Raw genomic sequence first — 15,670 nt, 5'->3', positions numbered from 1 at the left:
CATTTCGCCCATCATCAAGTGCTCCGCCCTATATTTCTGGATAAATCATGGAAGTGAATCAAACCGTTCCGTTGTTTTCTGCAGCCGCGGCGAACGCAGGCATCGACTTTTCCGAACCACTGATGCGGGTGGTCAATCGGCACTGGTACATCATGGGCGAGGAGGTCAAAGCCTTTGAGCGCGAATTTTCCGACTATGTAGGCGTTGAGCATTGCATCTCTGTCGCGAACGGCTCCGAAGCATTGGAGATCGCTTTGCTTGCGCTTGGAGTAGGCCCAGGTGATCGTGTCATTACTGTAGCTAATGCCGGCTTCTACAGCAGCACGGCCATTCGCGCAGTGGGCGCCGAACCGGTGTACGTCGATGTCGACGAACATTCACTGACGATGTGCCCGGCTTCGCTGGAAAAAGCACTGTCCAAGCCAGCCAAAGTCGTAATCGTCACGCACCTTTATGGTCAACTGGCAGAGATCGGAACACTGGCAGAAATGGCAAGAGCGGCGGGTGCAGCGGTGCTCGAAGATTGCGCACAGTCTCATGGTGCCAGATCATCCAGCGGACAGTGTGGTTCCTTCGGTGATCTGGCCTGCTTCAGCTTTTACCCGACGAAGAATCTCGGAGCTCTGGGTGATGGCGGAGCAATTGTTACGTCCTCTACCGAAATCGCCGAACGTTTGCGTACGCTTCGCCAGTATGGCTGGTCGACCAAGTATCACATCACCACAGCCCTGGGCCGCAACAGCCGACTCGATGAAATGCAGGCTGCAATTCTTCGCGTGAAATTGCCTCTACTGGATCAATGGAACGAACAGCGTCGATACATCGCTCGCCGATATACCGAGGGCCTTAAAGGTCTGCCCGTCACGCTTCCAGTTAGCTTGGGCAGCGATTTTGTTGCGCATTTGTTTGTCTTGCGCATAAAGGACAGAGAGGCCTTCACCCTGTACCTGAAAGAGAATGGCGTCAGCACCGATGTTCACTATCCTGTACCTGATCATTGGCAAACAGCCTATGAACTGACCGAGCACTTCGACTTGCCGGTTACCGAAGTGGCCTGCTCGCAACTTGTGTCTTTGCCTTGTTTCCCCGGGCTGACGGAATCTCAAGTAGACCGCGTCATTGAAGTGGTCAAAAACTACTTCAAGCAGAGGGCTTAACGTGCTGTCGCTCGTCATTCCTGTCTATCGCAACGAAGAATCACTCCCTTCACTGCTGAAGGCTGTCGACGACTTGAATGTCGAGCTTCAGGGAGCCCTGGAGGTTGTGTTTGTTGTAGATGGAAGCCCGGATCGCTCGTATGAAATTCTTCGCGACAGCCTGCCAATGCAACGTTTCGCATCGCAGTTGATTCTGCTCTCGAAGAACTTTGGTTCTTTCATGGCGATCAGAACCGGCTTGCAGCATGGCAAGGGACGGACTTTCGCAGTAATGGCTGCCGATCTGCAGGAACCACCGAGCCTGGTTCTGACCATGAATCGCGTCCTGAATACCGAGCCAGTCGATGTTGTAGTAGGCGTGCGCGAAAGCCGTCAGGATCCTTTCCTGTCGAAACTGGCGTCGAAAACGTTCTGGGGTCTGTACAAGCGATACGTTATTCCGGAAATGCCGGCCGGCGGCGTTGACATGTTCGGCTGCAATCTGGAGTTTCGCGACAACCTGCTGAAACTTGAAGAGCGGCATAGCTCGTTGATCGCGCAGATTTTCTGGCTCGGCTTCCGTCGGCAGGTGGTTCACTATTCCCGCGTGGCCCGAGAGCACGGAAAGTCCGCGTGGACTCTGCGCAAGAAAATCAACTACCTGATGGATAGCGTTTTCTCTTTTACCGACCTGCCGATTCGATTATTGATCCGGGTCGGTGCAGTAGGTTCGGTGCTTTCTGCACTCTATGGCGTCAGTGTAGTTCTGGCCAAGCTGGGTGGTTTGATCAACGTGCCCGGCTATGCCATGACGCTGTTTACCATCACGCTATTGGGTAGCCTCAATCTGCTGGGCCTGGGCGTCATCGGTTCTTACGCTTGGCGCACGTATGAAAATACTAAAGGGCGCCCTCTGGCTATTCCTATGAAAGTTACTGAGTTTGGAGCCAATAAATGAGTGATCCACGGGATTTTTTCGTTCATGACCGTGCGATTTGTGAATCGTCTACCATTGGCGCCGGCTCACGAGTCTGGGCTTTTGCCCACGTCCTGCCGAACGCCCTCATCGGTGCCGAGTGCAATATCTGCGACAACGTTTTTGTCGAGAACGACGTCATCATCGGTGACCGTGTGACGCTGAAATGCGGCGTGCAAGTCTGGGACGGCATCACCATTGAGGACGATGTCTTCGTCGGGCCTAATGTCACATTTACCAACGACAAGTTCCCACGCAGCAAGATTTATCCGGAAGCATTCGCCCGAACCATTATTCGTAAAGGTGCCTCCTTGGGCGCCAACTCGACGATTCTGCCCGGCATCACCATTGGCACTTCGGCGATGGTTGGTGCAGGCGCAGTGGTCACCAAATCTGTTCCGCCCAATGCCATCGTGGTCGGCAACCCGGCCAAAATCATCGGTTATGTCGATGCCAAGCCTACCGATGGGGCACTGGTAGAAAACCCGGTGAAAGTCGGAAAATCGGATATATACCCTTGTGGCGTTACTTTGCACCGCATGATGGAAGCCGTCGACATGCGCGGAAGTCTGAGCGTTGGCGAATGCGGCAAGGATGTGCCGTTCGAAGTGAAGCGTTACTTCCTGGTGACCAACGTTCCGACGGCAGAAACCCGTGGCGAGCATGCTCACCGGGAATGTCACCAGTTTCTGGTAGCGGTCAAAGGCACAGTGCATGTCGTTGCCGATAATGGAAAGCACCGCCAGGAATTCGTTCTGGACAACCATACTCTGGGCCTGTTCTTGCCAGCGATGACCTGGGGAATTCAGTACAAGTATTCGGCAGACGCCGTCTTGCTGGTATTCGCCTCGGAACACTACATGGCCGACGACTACATCCGTGACTATGATCAATTCCTGATCGAGAAAAAACAGCAGGCAGTTTCGTAGGAATGAATCTGAAAAAACTGCTGGAGATCAAGTTTGTCCGGTTCCTCCTGACCGGCGGGCTCAACACCGGACTGACTTACGTTCTCTATCTCGTTCTATTGAGTTTTCTACCCTACATCTGGAGCTACTCAATCAGTTATGTCTGCGGGATCTTTCTGGCGTTCATGCTCAGTCGTTTCTTCGTATTCAAAGAGCATCAGGGGTTGAAATCCGCGCTTTTGTTCCCGTTCGTGTACGTTGCGCAATACGCTTTGGGCGTCCTGATTGTCTGGCTGTGGGTCAAGAAGCTGTCCCTTCCCGAGTATCTGGCCCCACTGGCAGCCATCGCACTAACGCTGCCGATAACTTATGCGTTAAGCAAACTTGTGTTTGTGAAAAGCAACACACCAGCCCAATGAAAGCGTCCTTGACGATCAACAGGCATAAAAAAACCCGGCAATCCGGGTTTTTTTATGCCTGTTGATCAGGCTGCTCGTTCAAGCACCACCGGTGCCGAGAACTTCTTTTTAAACTGCATCGCCGGCTTCTCGATGTATCGCCAGGAAAACCACGCCAGCCCCATGGAGATCACGCTGGTGGCAATAGCCAACCACCAGCCGTTGATCGACTTGTGGGAGATCGACACCAGCGCTTGCTGGATAGGGAAGGCAAAGAGATAGGTGCCGTAAGATAGATCGCCAAGCTTGTGCATGCCATCAACGAAGACTGGACGACGATAAGCCAGATACATCAGCAAGTACGGCAATGCAATGAACAGTGCCAGATTGGTGTAACCAAATCGTGAGCCGATCAACAGGATGACCAGACACATTGCCGCGATACCGCCCTTGAATGGCACGATATCCTTGTACTTCCAGAGGAAAGTACCGACCAGGAACATCAAGCCGAAGCGCAGAACAGGTAGTACCTCCGTCGTTCCGAAAAGTGTGATCGGCGCGATGGGGCCATGGAAAAACAACCAGACAAAGAACGCCGAAATAAACACCATAACCGGTACAACTAGCGAGAAGGTTCGACGTCCGACAAAGAAGATCGCAGCCAGCGCCACGTAGCAAAACGCTTCGATCGGGATCGTCCATAGCGAACCATTCACCGTCAGTGGATAGAATACATCCGTGAAGACGCCAGGCAGCACGAAGATTGTCTGATACGGAATGGAGTTGGTCAGATAGCGATAGGTGCCGGAACTCTGGAAATACTCAGCAATCGGCAGCGCGGTGAAAATCGGGCCTAATATCAAGGCGGAAGCGAACGAGGTGACCGCCAGTGCCGGGATGATGCGCAAGGCACGTGCCTGCCAGTACTCCGAGAATGTACGGCGCTCCAGAGAGCCGGCAATCAAAAAGCCACTGATCGCAAAAAAAGCACTGACTGCCAGGCTTCCAGGCGCATAACCCATAAAAAAGGTATGCCACGATGCAGCCGATTTCCCCGTGAGCTCAAAGCTATGGGTTATCAAGACGATCAGGGCTGCGCACAATCTGAGCAAGTCAAAGTTGTTAGCACGCAGCTTTACCATGTCGCCAAGTGTTGTTGCTGGCTTTTTAAAATTGGTCATTACGCGAACTCGTTTTGTCACCTTTTATTCGGCGCGCGCATATTATCACGTAAGTGCGGCGAGATTATGTTGCCATTACGAAGCCTGTATTTCCTCACTCAAGCCTGCTCCGCCCTGCCCGACTGGTACTTGAAGGCAAGAAAAACTAAAGGGGCATACGCAAGGATAAGTCCCGTCGCCCCGTCCAATTGGAATCGGGCGACACATACTGCAATCGGCAACAACCACAGCAGATTGATCAAACCCACTGCCATTGTGACAGGCCAATGTTTGCCATAACGACGTGACGCAAACTGATAGGCATGACTGCGGTGAGCCTCATAGACCTTTTCGCCACGCAGCAAGCGGCGCAGCAGTGTTAACGTCGCATCGACGATGAAGATCCCCAGCAGGATCAACCACCCCCAAAACAGCTGAAACGAGAGCCAGCTGGCCTCAAGCGCGAGAATGCCCAGAATCAGACCGAGAAACCCGCTGCCGGCATCGCCCATAAAGATCCGTGCCGCCGGAAAGTTCCAGACCAGAAAGCCTGCCACAGCGACCGCCAGCAATAGCGGCGCACCAATCAACGGCGCGCCGTTATCCAACACTGATAACACGCATACCCCAAGGCACACCGTGACCGCCTCGACACCGGCGATCCCGTCGATACCGTCCATGAAGTTGTAGAGATTGAGCATCCAGACGAGAAAAAAAGCCGCCAATGCCGTCCCCGGCCATCCCAGATTGATCACCTGACCGAACGCATGCAGCGGCGCAAGACCTCCCAGCCAGTAAAGAGCCCATGCAGCGGCGGCGAAGTGCCCCAGTAGTCGCCAGCGTGCAGCGATGTGGCCATGATCATCCATAAAACCAATGATCGCGACCAATGCCCCCGCTCCCAACGCCGACAAGAAGAGCCCCGACGGGATTATCCCCGCCATGAACAATAGACAAAGTGCAGCCAGAAAGGTGACGACGATCGCCACTCCTCCGCCCCTTGGGGTTGGAATGGTGTGAGAGCTCCGATCGTTAGGCACATCGATAAGGCTTTTGGATAAGGCATAACGGCGCAAGAGCGCGGTTAAAGTGAAGGCACTGGCAAAAACCACTGGCACAAGCCAAACGCTACTCATAAGCCCAGCGGCTCCTTTGCAAAACTCTAATTCGACATTGCGCCAAAAATCATCTGTCCCCTTCCGCTGAAGCCCCAGCTTCGCGGCAAGGGGAACAAGTTGCTCAGCTTTTGTGCAGGTCGACTATTTCGTGAAGTGGACGCTTGGTCAGCTTTCTCTTGATTTTCTGACGCACACCATACGGAACCGAACGGCTGAGTCGCTGCATGCCAGGCTTGCGGTACAACGTCCACAGAGCGAGCAGCACAATTTCCCGGGTGGTCAACGGCACTTCGTACTCGGCCGCAGCAATGCCCGTGGCAGGGAGCTCGAGGAAACCGGGCTGTTGCTGACGCGGAACAGCGTTATTTACCAGTTGCAAGTAATCGACATCATAGAAATCCGGATTCAACAGACTTTGTGCATGCGAAGGTGCCTGGATCAAGTCCCCCGCCACCGATGACTGCACAAATGTGCTCATTGCTTCCAGAAGCTCTGCAGGCTCGATGCCAAATGGGTAGACGAGCGTATGTTCACGGCTGGCCAGGCGCTCGGGGAACGCACCGATATCCGGCGCGATGATCGGCAGCCCTGACGCCAGCGCATAGCTGAGTGTGTAGCTGTAAGTTTCCGGCCATTGCGCAGGAAACAGGATCAAGTCGAGTTCATGCTCCGCGATCAACCGCACGAGCTCCGCAGCGTCGTATTGCCCGCTGGTGAAAACGCCGTTTAATTCCCGGTAAGCGAAGCCAAGCAGCTTGAAGTCGAAGGGGGCATTTGCAGCCTTCGCTTTCGCAGCCAGTTGCTCGAGATAATCCGCGCCTTTTTCCTTGCCCAGCGCACCCAGCACGCCCACGGTATAACGTGGTTTTGGGATGATCGGTGCCACCGAAGAGCTCACCGGTCGCTTGTTCTCGACATGCAACGCTACGATTGGACGCTTCAAAGCATAGTACTGCTGGTAAAGCGCCAATGTGTACTCAGATGGGAACACGACTGTTTTCGCGCTTTCGAGGAATACTCTCAATTGTTCGCGCCACTCGGCTGCCGAGACACCCTTGGGCAGAGGGAACGCAGGATTGAGTAAATCATCGGAATACTGGCCTGGATAAACGCCCGCCTCGTTGGTCAGTGTCGGGTTGCCCCCAAGCCAATAGAAGTCGTGAACCGTCAATGCGTATTCAGTACCCAGTTGCGCCGGAAGATCGAACAGTGCCGGATTCAATCCAAGAGAGTGATGGAAATGGACGAATCCGACACCGCAGCCTTTGAGCAGGGCAACCAGCTTCGGAAGCTCTTCCGGAAGATGGAAGACCAACTCGTCTGCGCCGGGGAATGTGCCCATGTACAGAGAGACGGCGCCCGCACCTTTACGAGGTTTGAGGATGAGGTTGTAGGTATTCGCCTGAAGCGCTTCGCTCAGCTCTTCGACATGCTGTTTGACTCCGCCCCCGGCCTCATGGGAAACCTGCAGGACCTTGGGACGATCGAGTGTCGAAAGCAACTGGACCAGACGATTGACACGCACCAGTTTGACCGGATCTTCGGCAATAAACGTCTGAATATCCAGGTGATAGTCTGGATGCAGTTCGACAATCGCCTTGAAGGCGTTTTCGATCAATGCTTGCTTGGTCGAAGAAAAACTGACGCCGCCTTCATGGAATGCGTAAAGGTTCGGTGTAATGACGTTGGACCAGCCGGCCTTGAGCGCGCGCTGGCACAAATCGTTTTCTTCGCCGTAACCACGACCGAATTTTTCCTCATTCAACAAGCCCACGACGTCCAGGCAATCGCGGCGCACGTACATGCAGAACCCGACACCGGTAGGTGCTTTCACATTTGGCAGTCGTGCCCCGGCGAACACTTTGTCGATCTGATGGACATCTAGTCCGAAGGCCTGTTCGTTTTCGTACAGGAAGGCCGGAAAACTGCAAATGGTCGCGTTATTCGAGAACGGGGTGACCGTACCGATATTCGGCGCAATGTAGGCTTCTGCGGTCAGCCGTTCCAGCCAGTTTTGCGGGACGATCACGTCGCTGTTCAGGAACACGATGTCGGCTTCTGCGGCCTGGCGCATCCCACGGTTTACGGTTTTGACGAATCCCAAGTTGTTCGGATTTTCCAAAACAGTCAGAACGTCCGGCCATTGCGCTTCGAGCTCAAGCAGCATGTCCTGCATACCGGCATCCGGACTGCAGTCATTGATCGCGATGATCTTCGCACCCGCCATCGAGAGAATGCCCGGCATGGCAGCTTCGATGCAGCGCCTGGTCATCTCGATGCCTTTATAAACCGGCAAGATCACCGTCACTGAGCGGATACGGGCAATTGGCGCTTCGACGATGTAACTCTTGCCTGCGGGAACCGGAGCCTTGACCTCCTGATTACGCAGGTAGACGGTAGCCGCGCGTTTGCAGCTTTCGACATTATTGCGCAAAGCCTTTTTGCCGTTGCGCAGTGAACGAACGACAAATCGAATCGGTTTGGTGATGAACCAGGAGTTCGAATGAATCACATCATTGTAGGCCGCCTGACTCTCGGCCAAGCGAACAGACAGGCGGTAGCGTTCCGACTGCAGATTCTCTAGCTCGGATCGAAGTTCGGAGTGAATCCGCTGAGTATCAGCCTGGATTCTTCCAACTTCCCGTTGGGAATCAGCCTGAATTCTCTCGACTTCCCGCTGGGACTCAGCCTGAACTCTTTCAACTTCCCTCCCAGCGGCTTCCAACGCTTGCGCTTGTGTCGCCAAGGCGGACTGGATCTTGTTGAAAGCCATCAACAAGTTGTCGACGACAACCTGTCGATCCTCCTCCCAAGAGTGAAATTCACTTGGCTCGCGGCCAATGACGGTGCTCTGCACAGCCGCCTCTAATGACAGGAATTGACGAACATCTTCATCGTCGATCCCATAGCCAGCTGCCGCTGACGCTGCAAACACGAATTCTTTGTAAGTTGCCGTCGCGAAGTCAGCGCTTGGGCTGAAACGTGTCACCGAACCAAGCAATTGACGCAGAGTCCTGAACAACAGGAATTCGATCCGCACACCGACGGTCAACGACCACTCTTTATCTATCAGGTGGGGGGCGCCTTGCTGGTCGATCAGAATATTCTGCGGTACGGCATCGAAAAGTTGACCCGGCAATAAATCATCAGCGCCCGACAGACCGCCGGAGATATTTTTCAATATCGCCACATAGCCTTTCAGAAACTCGCCGACCTGAGCATAAGTCCAGCCTTGCGCATTGACAATTTCGATCAACTTTGTCGAGAGCACATGCCCTTTGATGTATGGTTCGGACGCTGTCAGCTTGAAGTCGACGATGGCGTCTGCGGCAGACTCTGCTGCAATATTGGTCAACTTCTCGTAGTGAACGCGAATTGAGTTATCGGCGCTTTTTTTGAACGACGAACTCTTGCAGAATTCCGCCCGACGATCACTGCTGAAATGAACTGCCAGGGTTCCATCGTCGAGGGTTTTGCGTGCCACCGGCGAAGCACCGATGAGGAAGGAATTGGACATGTCCATGCCCAAACCATTCTTGCAGATCTGCGGCCATGCCAGTTCGAGCGAAAACGTACACAGCTCAGGCAGTTGCGGATCGCGCTGGGCGCTTTGCCAGGCAAAGGCCGCAGCATCGAAATCAGGGTCGACAAACCCTTCTTCCGTGACAATCGAAACCGGCAGTTTGTAATCTGGAAATGGGGCAAAAAACTCGTTGGACGCAAAGCCGGCACCAGACAGCAGCGAGGCTAGCGCCTGTTTGCCATAAGTTTGTGGCGTAGTGCTGTTATAGCGTCCCTCGACACCAAACATCGGCGTCACAACATGGTCTTCCGGTGCGCCTGCAAAATATTTGAGACCCAGCTGGTTCTCGATCGCAATGATCAACAAGCCGTCGGGCTTCAATAGCGAGCGGACTTTCTTGAGCATGTTCGCGCCCGGGTTCTCACCCGAGACAAACAGATTGGCGTACTCAAAAACACCAACAAGCGTGATGACATCGAATTTCTTTTCAACCTGGAAGTTTTCGAATGTTTCGGCCAATACCGACACGTTCGGCAAGTCTCTGGTACGAGACCGGGCAATGCTTGCACGGCGCGCACTGCCTTCCAGCGCAAGAACGTTGCCGCCCTGCTCGCCCAGATAGCGGGTAATCGCGCCACAGCCTGCGCCGATTTCGAGGACGTCACCTTTAAGATCGGCGTCAAACACCCGTAGCAAATTTGCCCGGGTGCTGGACAGGTAATACAGCGATGGCCAGTCCGTGCACCAGCCACGCAGTTCATCGGAAAAAACACTTACATCACGCGCCTTCTCAATCAAGTACTTGATGCGTAGTTCGGTGGTATCGCCGTCACTGTAATTGATACTCGCGTAATCCGGCCTCGACCAGATCTTGAGTTCTTCGTTAAGTTGATAGCCCGCTTGCGTCAATAAAGTATTCAATTTGTAACCTTTTTGGCACGAATGCTCGAATCTAGATTTACCAGCCCAAAAAACTTGTCTGTCGGCCGCACTTGAAGGTGCACGGAATCGTAACGACGATCCCTTGGCGTCACCTCTTCACCGTCTTTGGTGGAAACGCCGAGGGAAATGAAGTAATCACCCGGAGCCAATTCACAGGCAATCGACAAATCGACCTCGACAATTTCACCCTTGCGACCAAAGGCGCGGAAATCCGGAGAATCAAGGGTTTCACTGTTCACGCCGTAAACGGTTACCCCTTCCTTGGTTTTGATGGTCATGCCGAGGATAGGGCAGATCAGATCGGTATCAAACCTGACGAATACAGCCAGCTTGAGCTTGGAACCAGTATCGACGGCTACGGGATACTCCTGACCATCGGCACTCAGATGAAAGTCGATGATCGTCGCTGCCCGATCACCCCAACGATACTCATTTGGATTGTAGTTGGGATGCGTATCAAATACGTCCATTCCGCCGTCAGGCGTGTGGTAGGTTTCCAGCACATCGACGGCAGGCTCAAGCTCGGTCACAACCGAATTCCGGGTTTTGCCGAACAGCAGATCCAGATAGCGATTGACAACCTGCCGTGGTTCACCCTGCTCTAACTGCACACCGTCATTCAACAGAAATGCCTTGTCGCAATGAGTCACGATCTGCTCACTTGAATGCGTTACCAGGAGAATGCTAGTGCCATTCTCTTTCAGCTTCTTCAAGCGATCAAAACAGCGTGCCTGGAACTTGGCATCGCCAACGGCCAATGCTTCATCAACAATAAGAATGTCCGGTTCGACTTGAGCCTGAACGGAAAACGCCAGACGCACGAGCATCCCGCTGGAGTAAGTTTTCACGGGCTGGTTGATAAAGTCGCCAATGTCCGCAAACTCGATGATCGCATCGTACTTTTCATCGATTTCCTCTTTGCTCAAACCGAGGATGGTAGCGTTCAAATAGACGTTTTCACGCCCGGTGAACTCAGGATTGAACCCCGAGCCCAACTCCAGCAACGCAGCGATCCGACCGTGGGTTTCCACGGTACCGCCGGTAGGGTTCAGGGTCCCACACAAGATCTGCAACAGCGTGGACTTGCCACTGCCGTTCTTGCCGACAATCCCGACGGTCTCGCCCTTGCGGATCTCGAACGACACATCGTGCAGCGCCCAGAACTCCCGGCAGTATTTTTTCTTGCCGCGACTTAGCATCTGCAGCAGGCGGTCACGTGGCTTGTCGTAAATCTCATAGCATTTGCTGAGATTCTGAACTTTGATGGCGATCTCAGATGACATCAGCAAATCCTTTTCGAGTTTTCTGAAACCAGGCAAAGCCCAGCCAAGCGGCGACTATCGAGCCTGCGAGATAAATGCCAAGGATGGTGAAGTCAGGCATATGTCCCCAAAACAGCACTTCACGCGCGTATTCGATAGTGGGCGTCAGCGGGTTCAACATCAGCAGGTGCCGATACTCTTCGGGCAATGCGCTCGCCGGATAGAAAATGGGGGAGAGGAACATCAGCACAGTGGTTAGAATCCCGATGAATTGCGCAACATCGCGCAAGTAAACACCGAGTGATGCCAGCGCCCAGGTCAATCCCATAATCAACAGCACCAGCGGCATTATGATCAGCGGAAAAAACAAGACCGTCAGGTGAGGTGTACCAAACAGAAAGGTATAGGCAAGCAGCCACACGATCAGACTGATCACCATGTGAAACAGCGCGGAGCCCACGGTCACCCATGGCAGGATCTCCAGCGGAAATACCACCTTCTTGACGTAATTCGCATTGGAAAGAATCAGCGTCGGGCTGCGATTGAAGCACTCGGCGAACAAGTTGAATACGATCAGTCCCGCAAACAGAATGAGTGCAAACTCTGTCTTGGAATCGCTGCCCCCGCTCCAGCGAGCCTTGAACACGACGCTGAAGACAAACGTGTACACGACCAGCATGAACACCGGATTGAAGAACGACCAGAGAATCCCCATGAAAGACCCGCGATAGCGCCCCACAACCTCGCGCTGCACCAGAGCTCTGATCATGCTGCGATTGCGCCACAAACTGCCGAGCAATTCCCTCGGTGAAATCGAATAATTACGCATTAAGCACACACCTAAAAAAACTCAGGGAGATGAATCTCATCAAAATTCTCTCGTTCAAACACTGCTACCGCGCCCCAAGGAAACCTGCAAAGGTCCTTTCAGGCGCGAATATCTTCATAGTCTATTAATGGCCGCTGCCAGTATCAGCCCCAAGCTACCCCACATAGTCTGTCGGTAGACGCCGGAACGTCTCAGCCAGAAAAATCGAGTAAAAACTGAGGATCTTCGGGCTTTCTGGAACAGATCAAGCGTCAATTGACTGTCTTTGCTCAGTCGTGTTCGAACCGATTCCAAAGCAGCGATATTTCTCTGATTCCACCCTTTGAAACGCCCACTGAACATCATCCGCAACCTTGCCAACCGCGCGCGCGCGCCCATGTCGGAACCGATCAGGTTGGTGTCGTGCTGCCTGTAAAGGAGAGTCGGGGTGTGGTCATAGACAACTTGTCCGCCAGTACCTGTCACCAACAGGTAGGCCCACCAGTCATGGGAGACTATATCCAGATGCGCCCCGGCGGCCTGAAAAAGTGCTTGTGCCGAACGGTTGAAGACCATGGTGTTGCCCCCGGCAATGCTCTGCACCAGTGCATTGGCAAAACAGGGCGGTCGTGGAAACATCGGCGAACGGCCGGTAATCGTTCCCGTATCATCAATCAATTCGGTACGCGCGCAATACAATGCTGGAATGTCCATCGGCAGATGCTGCAGCGACTTGAGAGCGACCTTGAGCTTATGCTCCTGCCAGATATCATCCTGATCGGCCCATGCATAGAATTCGGATTGACCAGAGACAACGCAGGCCACCGACAGAAAATTCGTCGCAAAGCCTCGCTGAGGCCCCTGCCGCACAGTCAGCTTGCCTTCGCCCCACGCGGCGGCATACTGGCGCAAGATATCCAGAGTGGCATCGGTTGAGCCATCGTCCGATACCAGAACATCCCAGTTTTGAAAACTCTGACGAGCGATAGAGTCCAGTTGTTGAGACAGAAAACGCTCACCGTTGTACGTACACATAAGGATCGTGACGTGCGAACCTTGATCCGGTCTATCGACTGCTTCACGGTAAGGTATAGAACCTGTCTGAACAGCTTGTGGAAGAGGGACTACCACCGAGCACTCCATTGCGTTAAGGATAAAATTATGACGGCGTTGTTCCGCCTGCCATCAAAATGCGCATTCTCAGTAGGACAAGCGTTACATGCTCTTCTCATGGCCGCTCCGACTGCGCAAAATTTGCCATTATAACAATGAGTCAAAGCCACTTGATAGCCCAGTGATATCACCGCATGAAATACGCCAGGGCATTGTTAGCACCGGAAAATGGAAGCTTCATCCGCCTGGATCGAACTTCAATAACTCGGCAAAGCTGCAATGGTTAGGGGGTGCGTAGGGTACCAAGGGCCCTGCATTGGCAAAAGGGGTGGCATTTTGCCAATTTTCACATGCAGAGGCGGCCTCCCTGTCCGACAACTTTCATGACCAAGCAAAGCAGCATGCGAACTGACCTCGCATCGGCTTCATCAACGCTCGAGGTAATGAATCGCGGTGCGCTTCAAGGCCCTATCGACACTTATCGGAGGCGACCACTGCAACAACGAGCAAGTCTTATTAATGTCGACCTGCAATGAACCGAAAAGTCTCTGCGCCATCTCCCCCCTCCCCATCAACCGCGCAGCACCACGCAGCAGCAGTTGTGGCACAGGTAACAATAACGCCGGCTTACCCAAGGCTGCCGCCATACGCCGGAGCAACCCGGAGGTGGACAAGTCTTCGCCATCGCTTACCAGAAATGTCTGATTCGCCGCAGCGGGATGCGCTATGCAGGTAACAACCAGATCAACGAGATTACCCAACGCCACCAGACTGCGCTGGTTTCTCAAGGCCCCCAGAGGTAGCGGCAAGCCTTTGTTCAGCCAGCTCATCATGCTGAGGAAGTTGGCCTTGACACCCGGACCATACACCAGCGGCGGACGAATGATGACAATATCCATGCCGGTCTGACGACCGATTTCACGCAGGCACTCTTCCGTTTCACATTTGGAGACACCATATGGATCAGCCGGCGCAGGCTGATCGTCAGCCTTGAACGGCATACCAGGCAATGTCGCTTCACCATTAACCTTGATCGAACTGAGGAATACGAAACGCCTGACACCTGCCTCAGCCGCCTTTCGAGCCAGGCGCGCCGTGCCATGAACGTTAATCTCACGGAATTTCGCCAGGGGGTCGGCAGCGGTGTCACTCATCACGTGGACGCGAGCTGCACAGTGAACCACCACATCGACTTGTACGAGCGCCGGCAGCTCAACATTTTCGCTCAAATCAAAAGGCACCACATCACACAAGCCGCTTAACCGGGTCTTACCCCGCACCGCAGCGACTGGCGCATACGCCCTGTCCAGGAGCATGCGGAAAACCACTGCCTCACCGACAAAACCGGTGGCACCTGTAACCAATACACGGCGCTTTGTCATTCGGCTTTTTTCCCAACGATCGCAGTAGCCCAACATATACAGAAGAAAAACACTTTATCCCTCATTCGTCGCCGGCAATGCCGAGCGCTCAGGGACAATCCCAATAACTGTCTGCGACCTAACGGCAGCCAGCGCCGCACAAACGCATGGTCCGCGACCCCCACCAACCTCGCGATCAATCGCACTTGGGAGAACCACCAACCATCGTGAATCGTCTTGTAACGCTCGATCAATGAACCGAGGCCAGTATTCGCCCCCACCTGATTTTGCGCGTGCTGACGATATTGCATGGATGACAACGGATCGATGAACCAGCGAAAACCATGACTGCGAGCGTAGGCGTAGCAATACCAGTCATGTAGGCGAACCTGCTGCAGCGCCTCCCAATTAGCGAGCATAGACGCCTTCAATTCTGTCATCAGTCGATGCCTCATGACGTAGGTACAACCCGGCCCCGCAGCTTCGAACAAATAATCCCAGGCAACTTGCGGTTGCCCTTTATCTAGCAGACAAGCCCGCCCATCCGCCCAGAAAGCCGTGACATTGCTGGAATAGGCATCAACTTGGCGCAATCTAATTGCCCAGGTCGCGCGATCGAGCTTATCGAGATTCCAGATATCATCCTGGTCAGCGAAGGCGACGAAATCATATTCATCCACAGGCACATCGCGAATCAGCCTGAAAAAATTACGCGACGCACCACCGAAGCTGCCGGCTTCGGGCAGGACGATCACCTGAGCATGGCGCGCGGCATAATCCGCGCACCATGCTTCGGTACCGTCAGAGGAAGGGTCGATACTGATATAGACGGTTACATCGACAGCTGACTGGCCAAGGATCGAGTCCAACTGCTCCTCGATCCAGCGCATGCCATTGAAGGCCGCCAGCAACACTGCAACCCTGGGATGTTCTACGGGCATGCCAATCCTGATTGCACTGATTAA

At 53.8% G+C, this 15,670-nt stretch carries 12 protein-coding genes; 4 read left to right on the top strand and 8 right to left on the bottom strand.

Annotated elements, in window-relative coordinates; all coding sequences use genetic code 11:
• The first annotated feature begins 47 nt into the window (after positions 1-47).
• The 4 genes from L6D63_RS13090 to L6D63_RS13075 are packed head-to-tail and all read left to right on the top strand — an operon-like array spanning position 48 to position 3,439.
• Positions 48-1,157 (top strand): DegT/DnrJ/EryC1/StrS family aminotransferase, encoded by a 1,110-nt coding sequence (locus tag L6D63_RS13090; protein WP_047295526.1) that lies wholly within the window; start codon positions 48-50, stop codon positions 1,155-1,157.
• A gap of 1 nt (position 1,158) precedes the next feature.
• On the top strand, positions 1,159-2,094 hold the full coding sequence (locus tag L6D63_RS13085; RefSeq protein ID WP_047295528.1) for a glycosyltransferase family 2 protein: 936 nt from the start codon (positions 1,159-1,161) through the stop codon (positions 2,092-2,094).
• A complete protein-coding gene (locus L6D63_RS13080; RefSeq protein ID WP_047295531.1) occupies positions 2,091-3,041 on the top strand; it encodes a WxcM-like domain-containing protein in 951 nt (316 codons plus the stop codon). The genes L6D63_RS13085 and L6D63_RS13080 overlap by 4 nt, the downstream gene beginning before the upstream one ends.
• Before the next feature lie 2 nt (positions 3,042-3,043).
• A complete protein-coding gene (locus tag L6D63_RS13075) occupies positions 3,044-3,439 on the top strand; it encodes a GtrA family protein (protein WP_047295533.1) in 396 nt (131 codons plus the stop codon).
• A 65-nt stretch (positions 3,440-3,504) separates the two neighbouring features.
• Here L6D63_RS13075 and L6D63_RS13070 read toward each other — a convergent pair whose 3' ends face one another.
• The 8 genes from L6D63_RS13070 to L6D63_RS13035 all read right to left on the bottom strand — a co-directional run bounded on the left by L6D63_RS13070 (position 3,505) and on the right by L6D63_RS13035 (position 15,646).
• Positions 3,505-4,599, bottom strand: coding sequence for an acyltransferase family protein (locus L6D63_RS13070; protein ID WP_047295535.1), 1,095 nt, complete (start codon positions 4,597-4,599; stop codon positions 3,505-3,507).
• Positions 4,600-4,697: 98 nt separating this feature from the next.
• The gene (locus tag L6D63_RS13065) at positions 4,698-5,714 is read right to left on the bottom strand and encodes an MraY family glycosyltransferase (RefSeq protein WP_047295538.1); all 1,017 of its coding nucleotides are present in this window, start codon (positions 5,712-5,714) and stop codon (positions 4,698-4,700) included.
• A 103-nt stretch (positions 5,715-5,817) separates the two neighbouring features.
• On the bottom strand, positions 5,818-10,140 hold the full coding sequence (locus tag L6D63_RS13060) for a glycosyltransferase (protein WP_131671655.1): 4,323 nt from the start codon (positions 10,138-10,140) through the stop codon (positions 5,818-5,820).
• Positions 10,137-11,447 (bottom strand): ABC transporter ATP-binding protein, encoded by a 1,311-nt coding sequence (locus L6D63_RS13055; protein ID WP_047295735.1) that lies wholly within the window; start codon positions 11,445-11,447, stop codon positions 10,137-10,139. Before L6D63_RS13055 ends, L6D63_RS13060 begins: the two co-directional genes overlap by 4 nt.
• Entirely contained in the window at positions 11,434-12,252 is an 819-nt protein-coding gene (locus L6D63_RS13050; protein ID WP_131671656.1) for an ABC transporter permease, read from the bottom strand. Before L6D63_RS13050 ends, L6D63_RS13055 begins: the two co-directional genes overlap by 14 nt.
• 114 nt (positions 12,253-12,366) lie before the next feature.
• Positions 12,367-13,266, bottom strand: coding sequence for a glycosyltransferase family 2 protein (locus L6D63_RS13045; RefSeq protein ID WP_131671657.1), 900 nt, complete (start codon positions 13,264-13,266; stop codon positions 12,367-12,369).
• A 506-nt stretch (positions 13,267-13,772) separates the two neighbouring features.
• Positions 13,773-14,726, bottom strand: a complete 954-nt coding sequence (locus L6D63_RS13040) for a UDP-glucose 4-epimerase family protein (RefSeq protein WP_131671658.1) — start codon at positions 14,724-14,726, stop codon at positions 13,773-13,775.
• The gene (locus L6D63_RS13035) at positions 14,723-15,646 is read right to left on the bottom strand and encodes a glycosyltransferase (protein ID WP_047295544.1); all 924 of its coding nucleotides are present in this window, start codon (positions 15,644-15,646) and stop codon (positions 14,723-14,725) included. The genes L6D63_RS13040 and L6D63_RS13035 overlap by 4 nt, the downstream gene beginning before the upstream one ends.
• Positions 15,647-15,670: the final 24 nt, after the last annotated feature.

Source organism: Pseudomonas parakoreensis, assembly GCF_021602155.1.
Taxonomy (GTDB): domain Bacteria; phylum Pseudomonadota; class Gammaproteobacteria; order Pseudomonadales; family Pseudomonadaceae; genus Aquipseudomonas; species Aquipseudomonas parakoreensis.
This window is presented reverse-complemented; position numbering and strand designations above follow the sequence as displayed.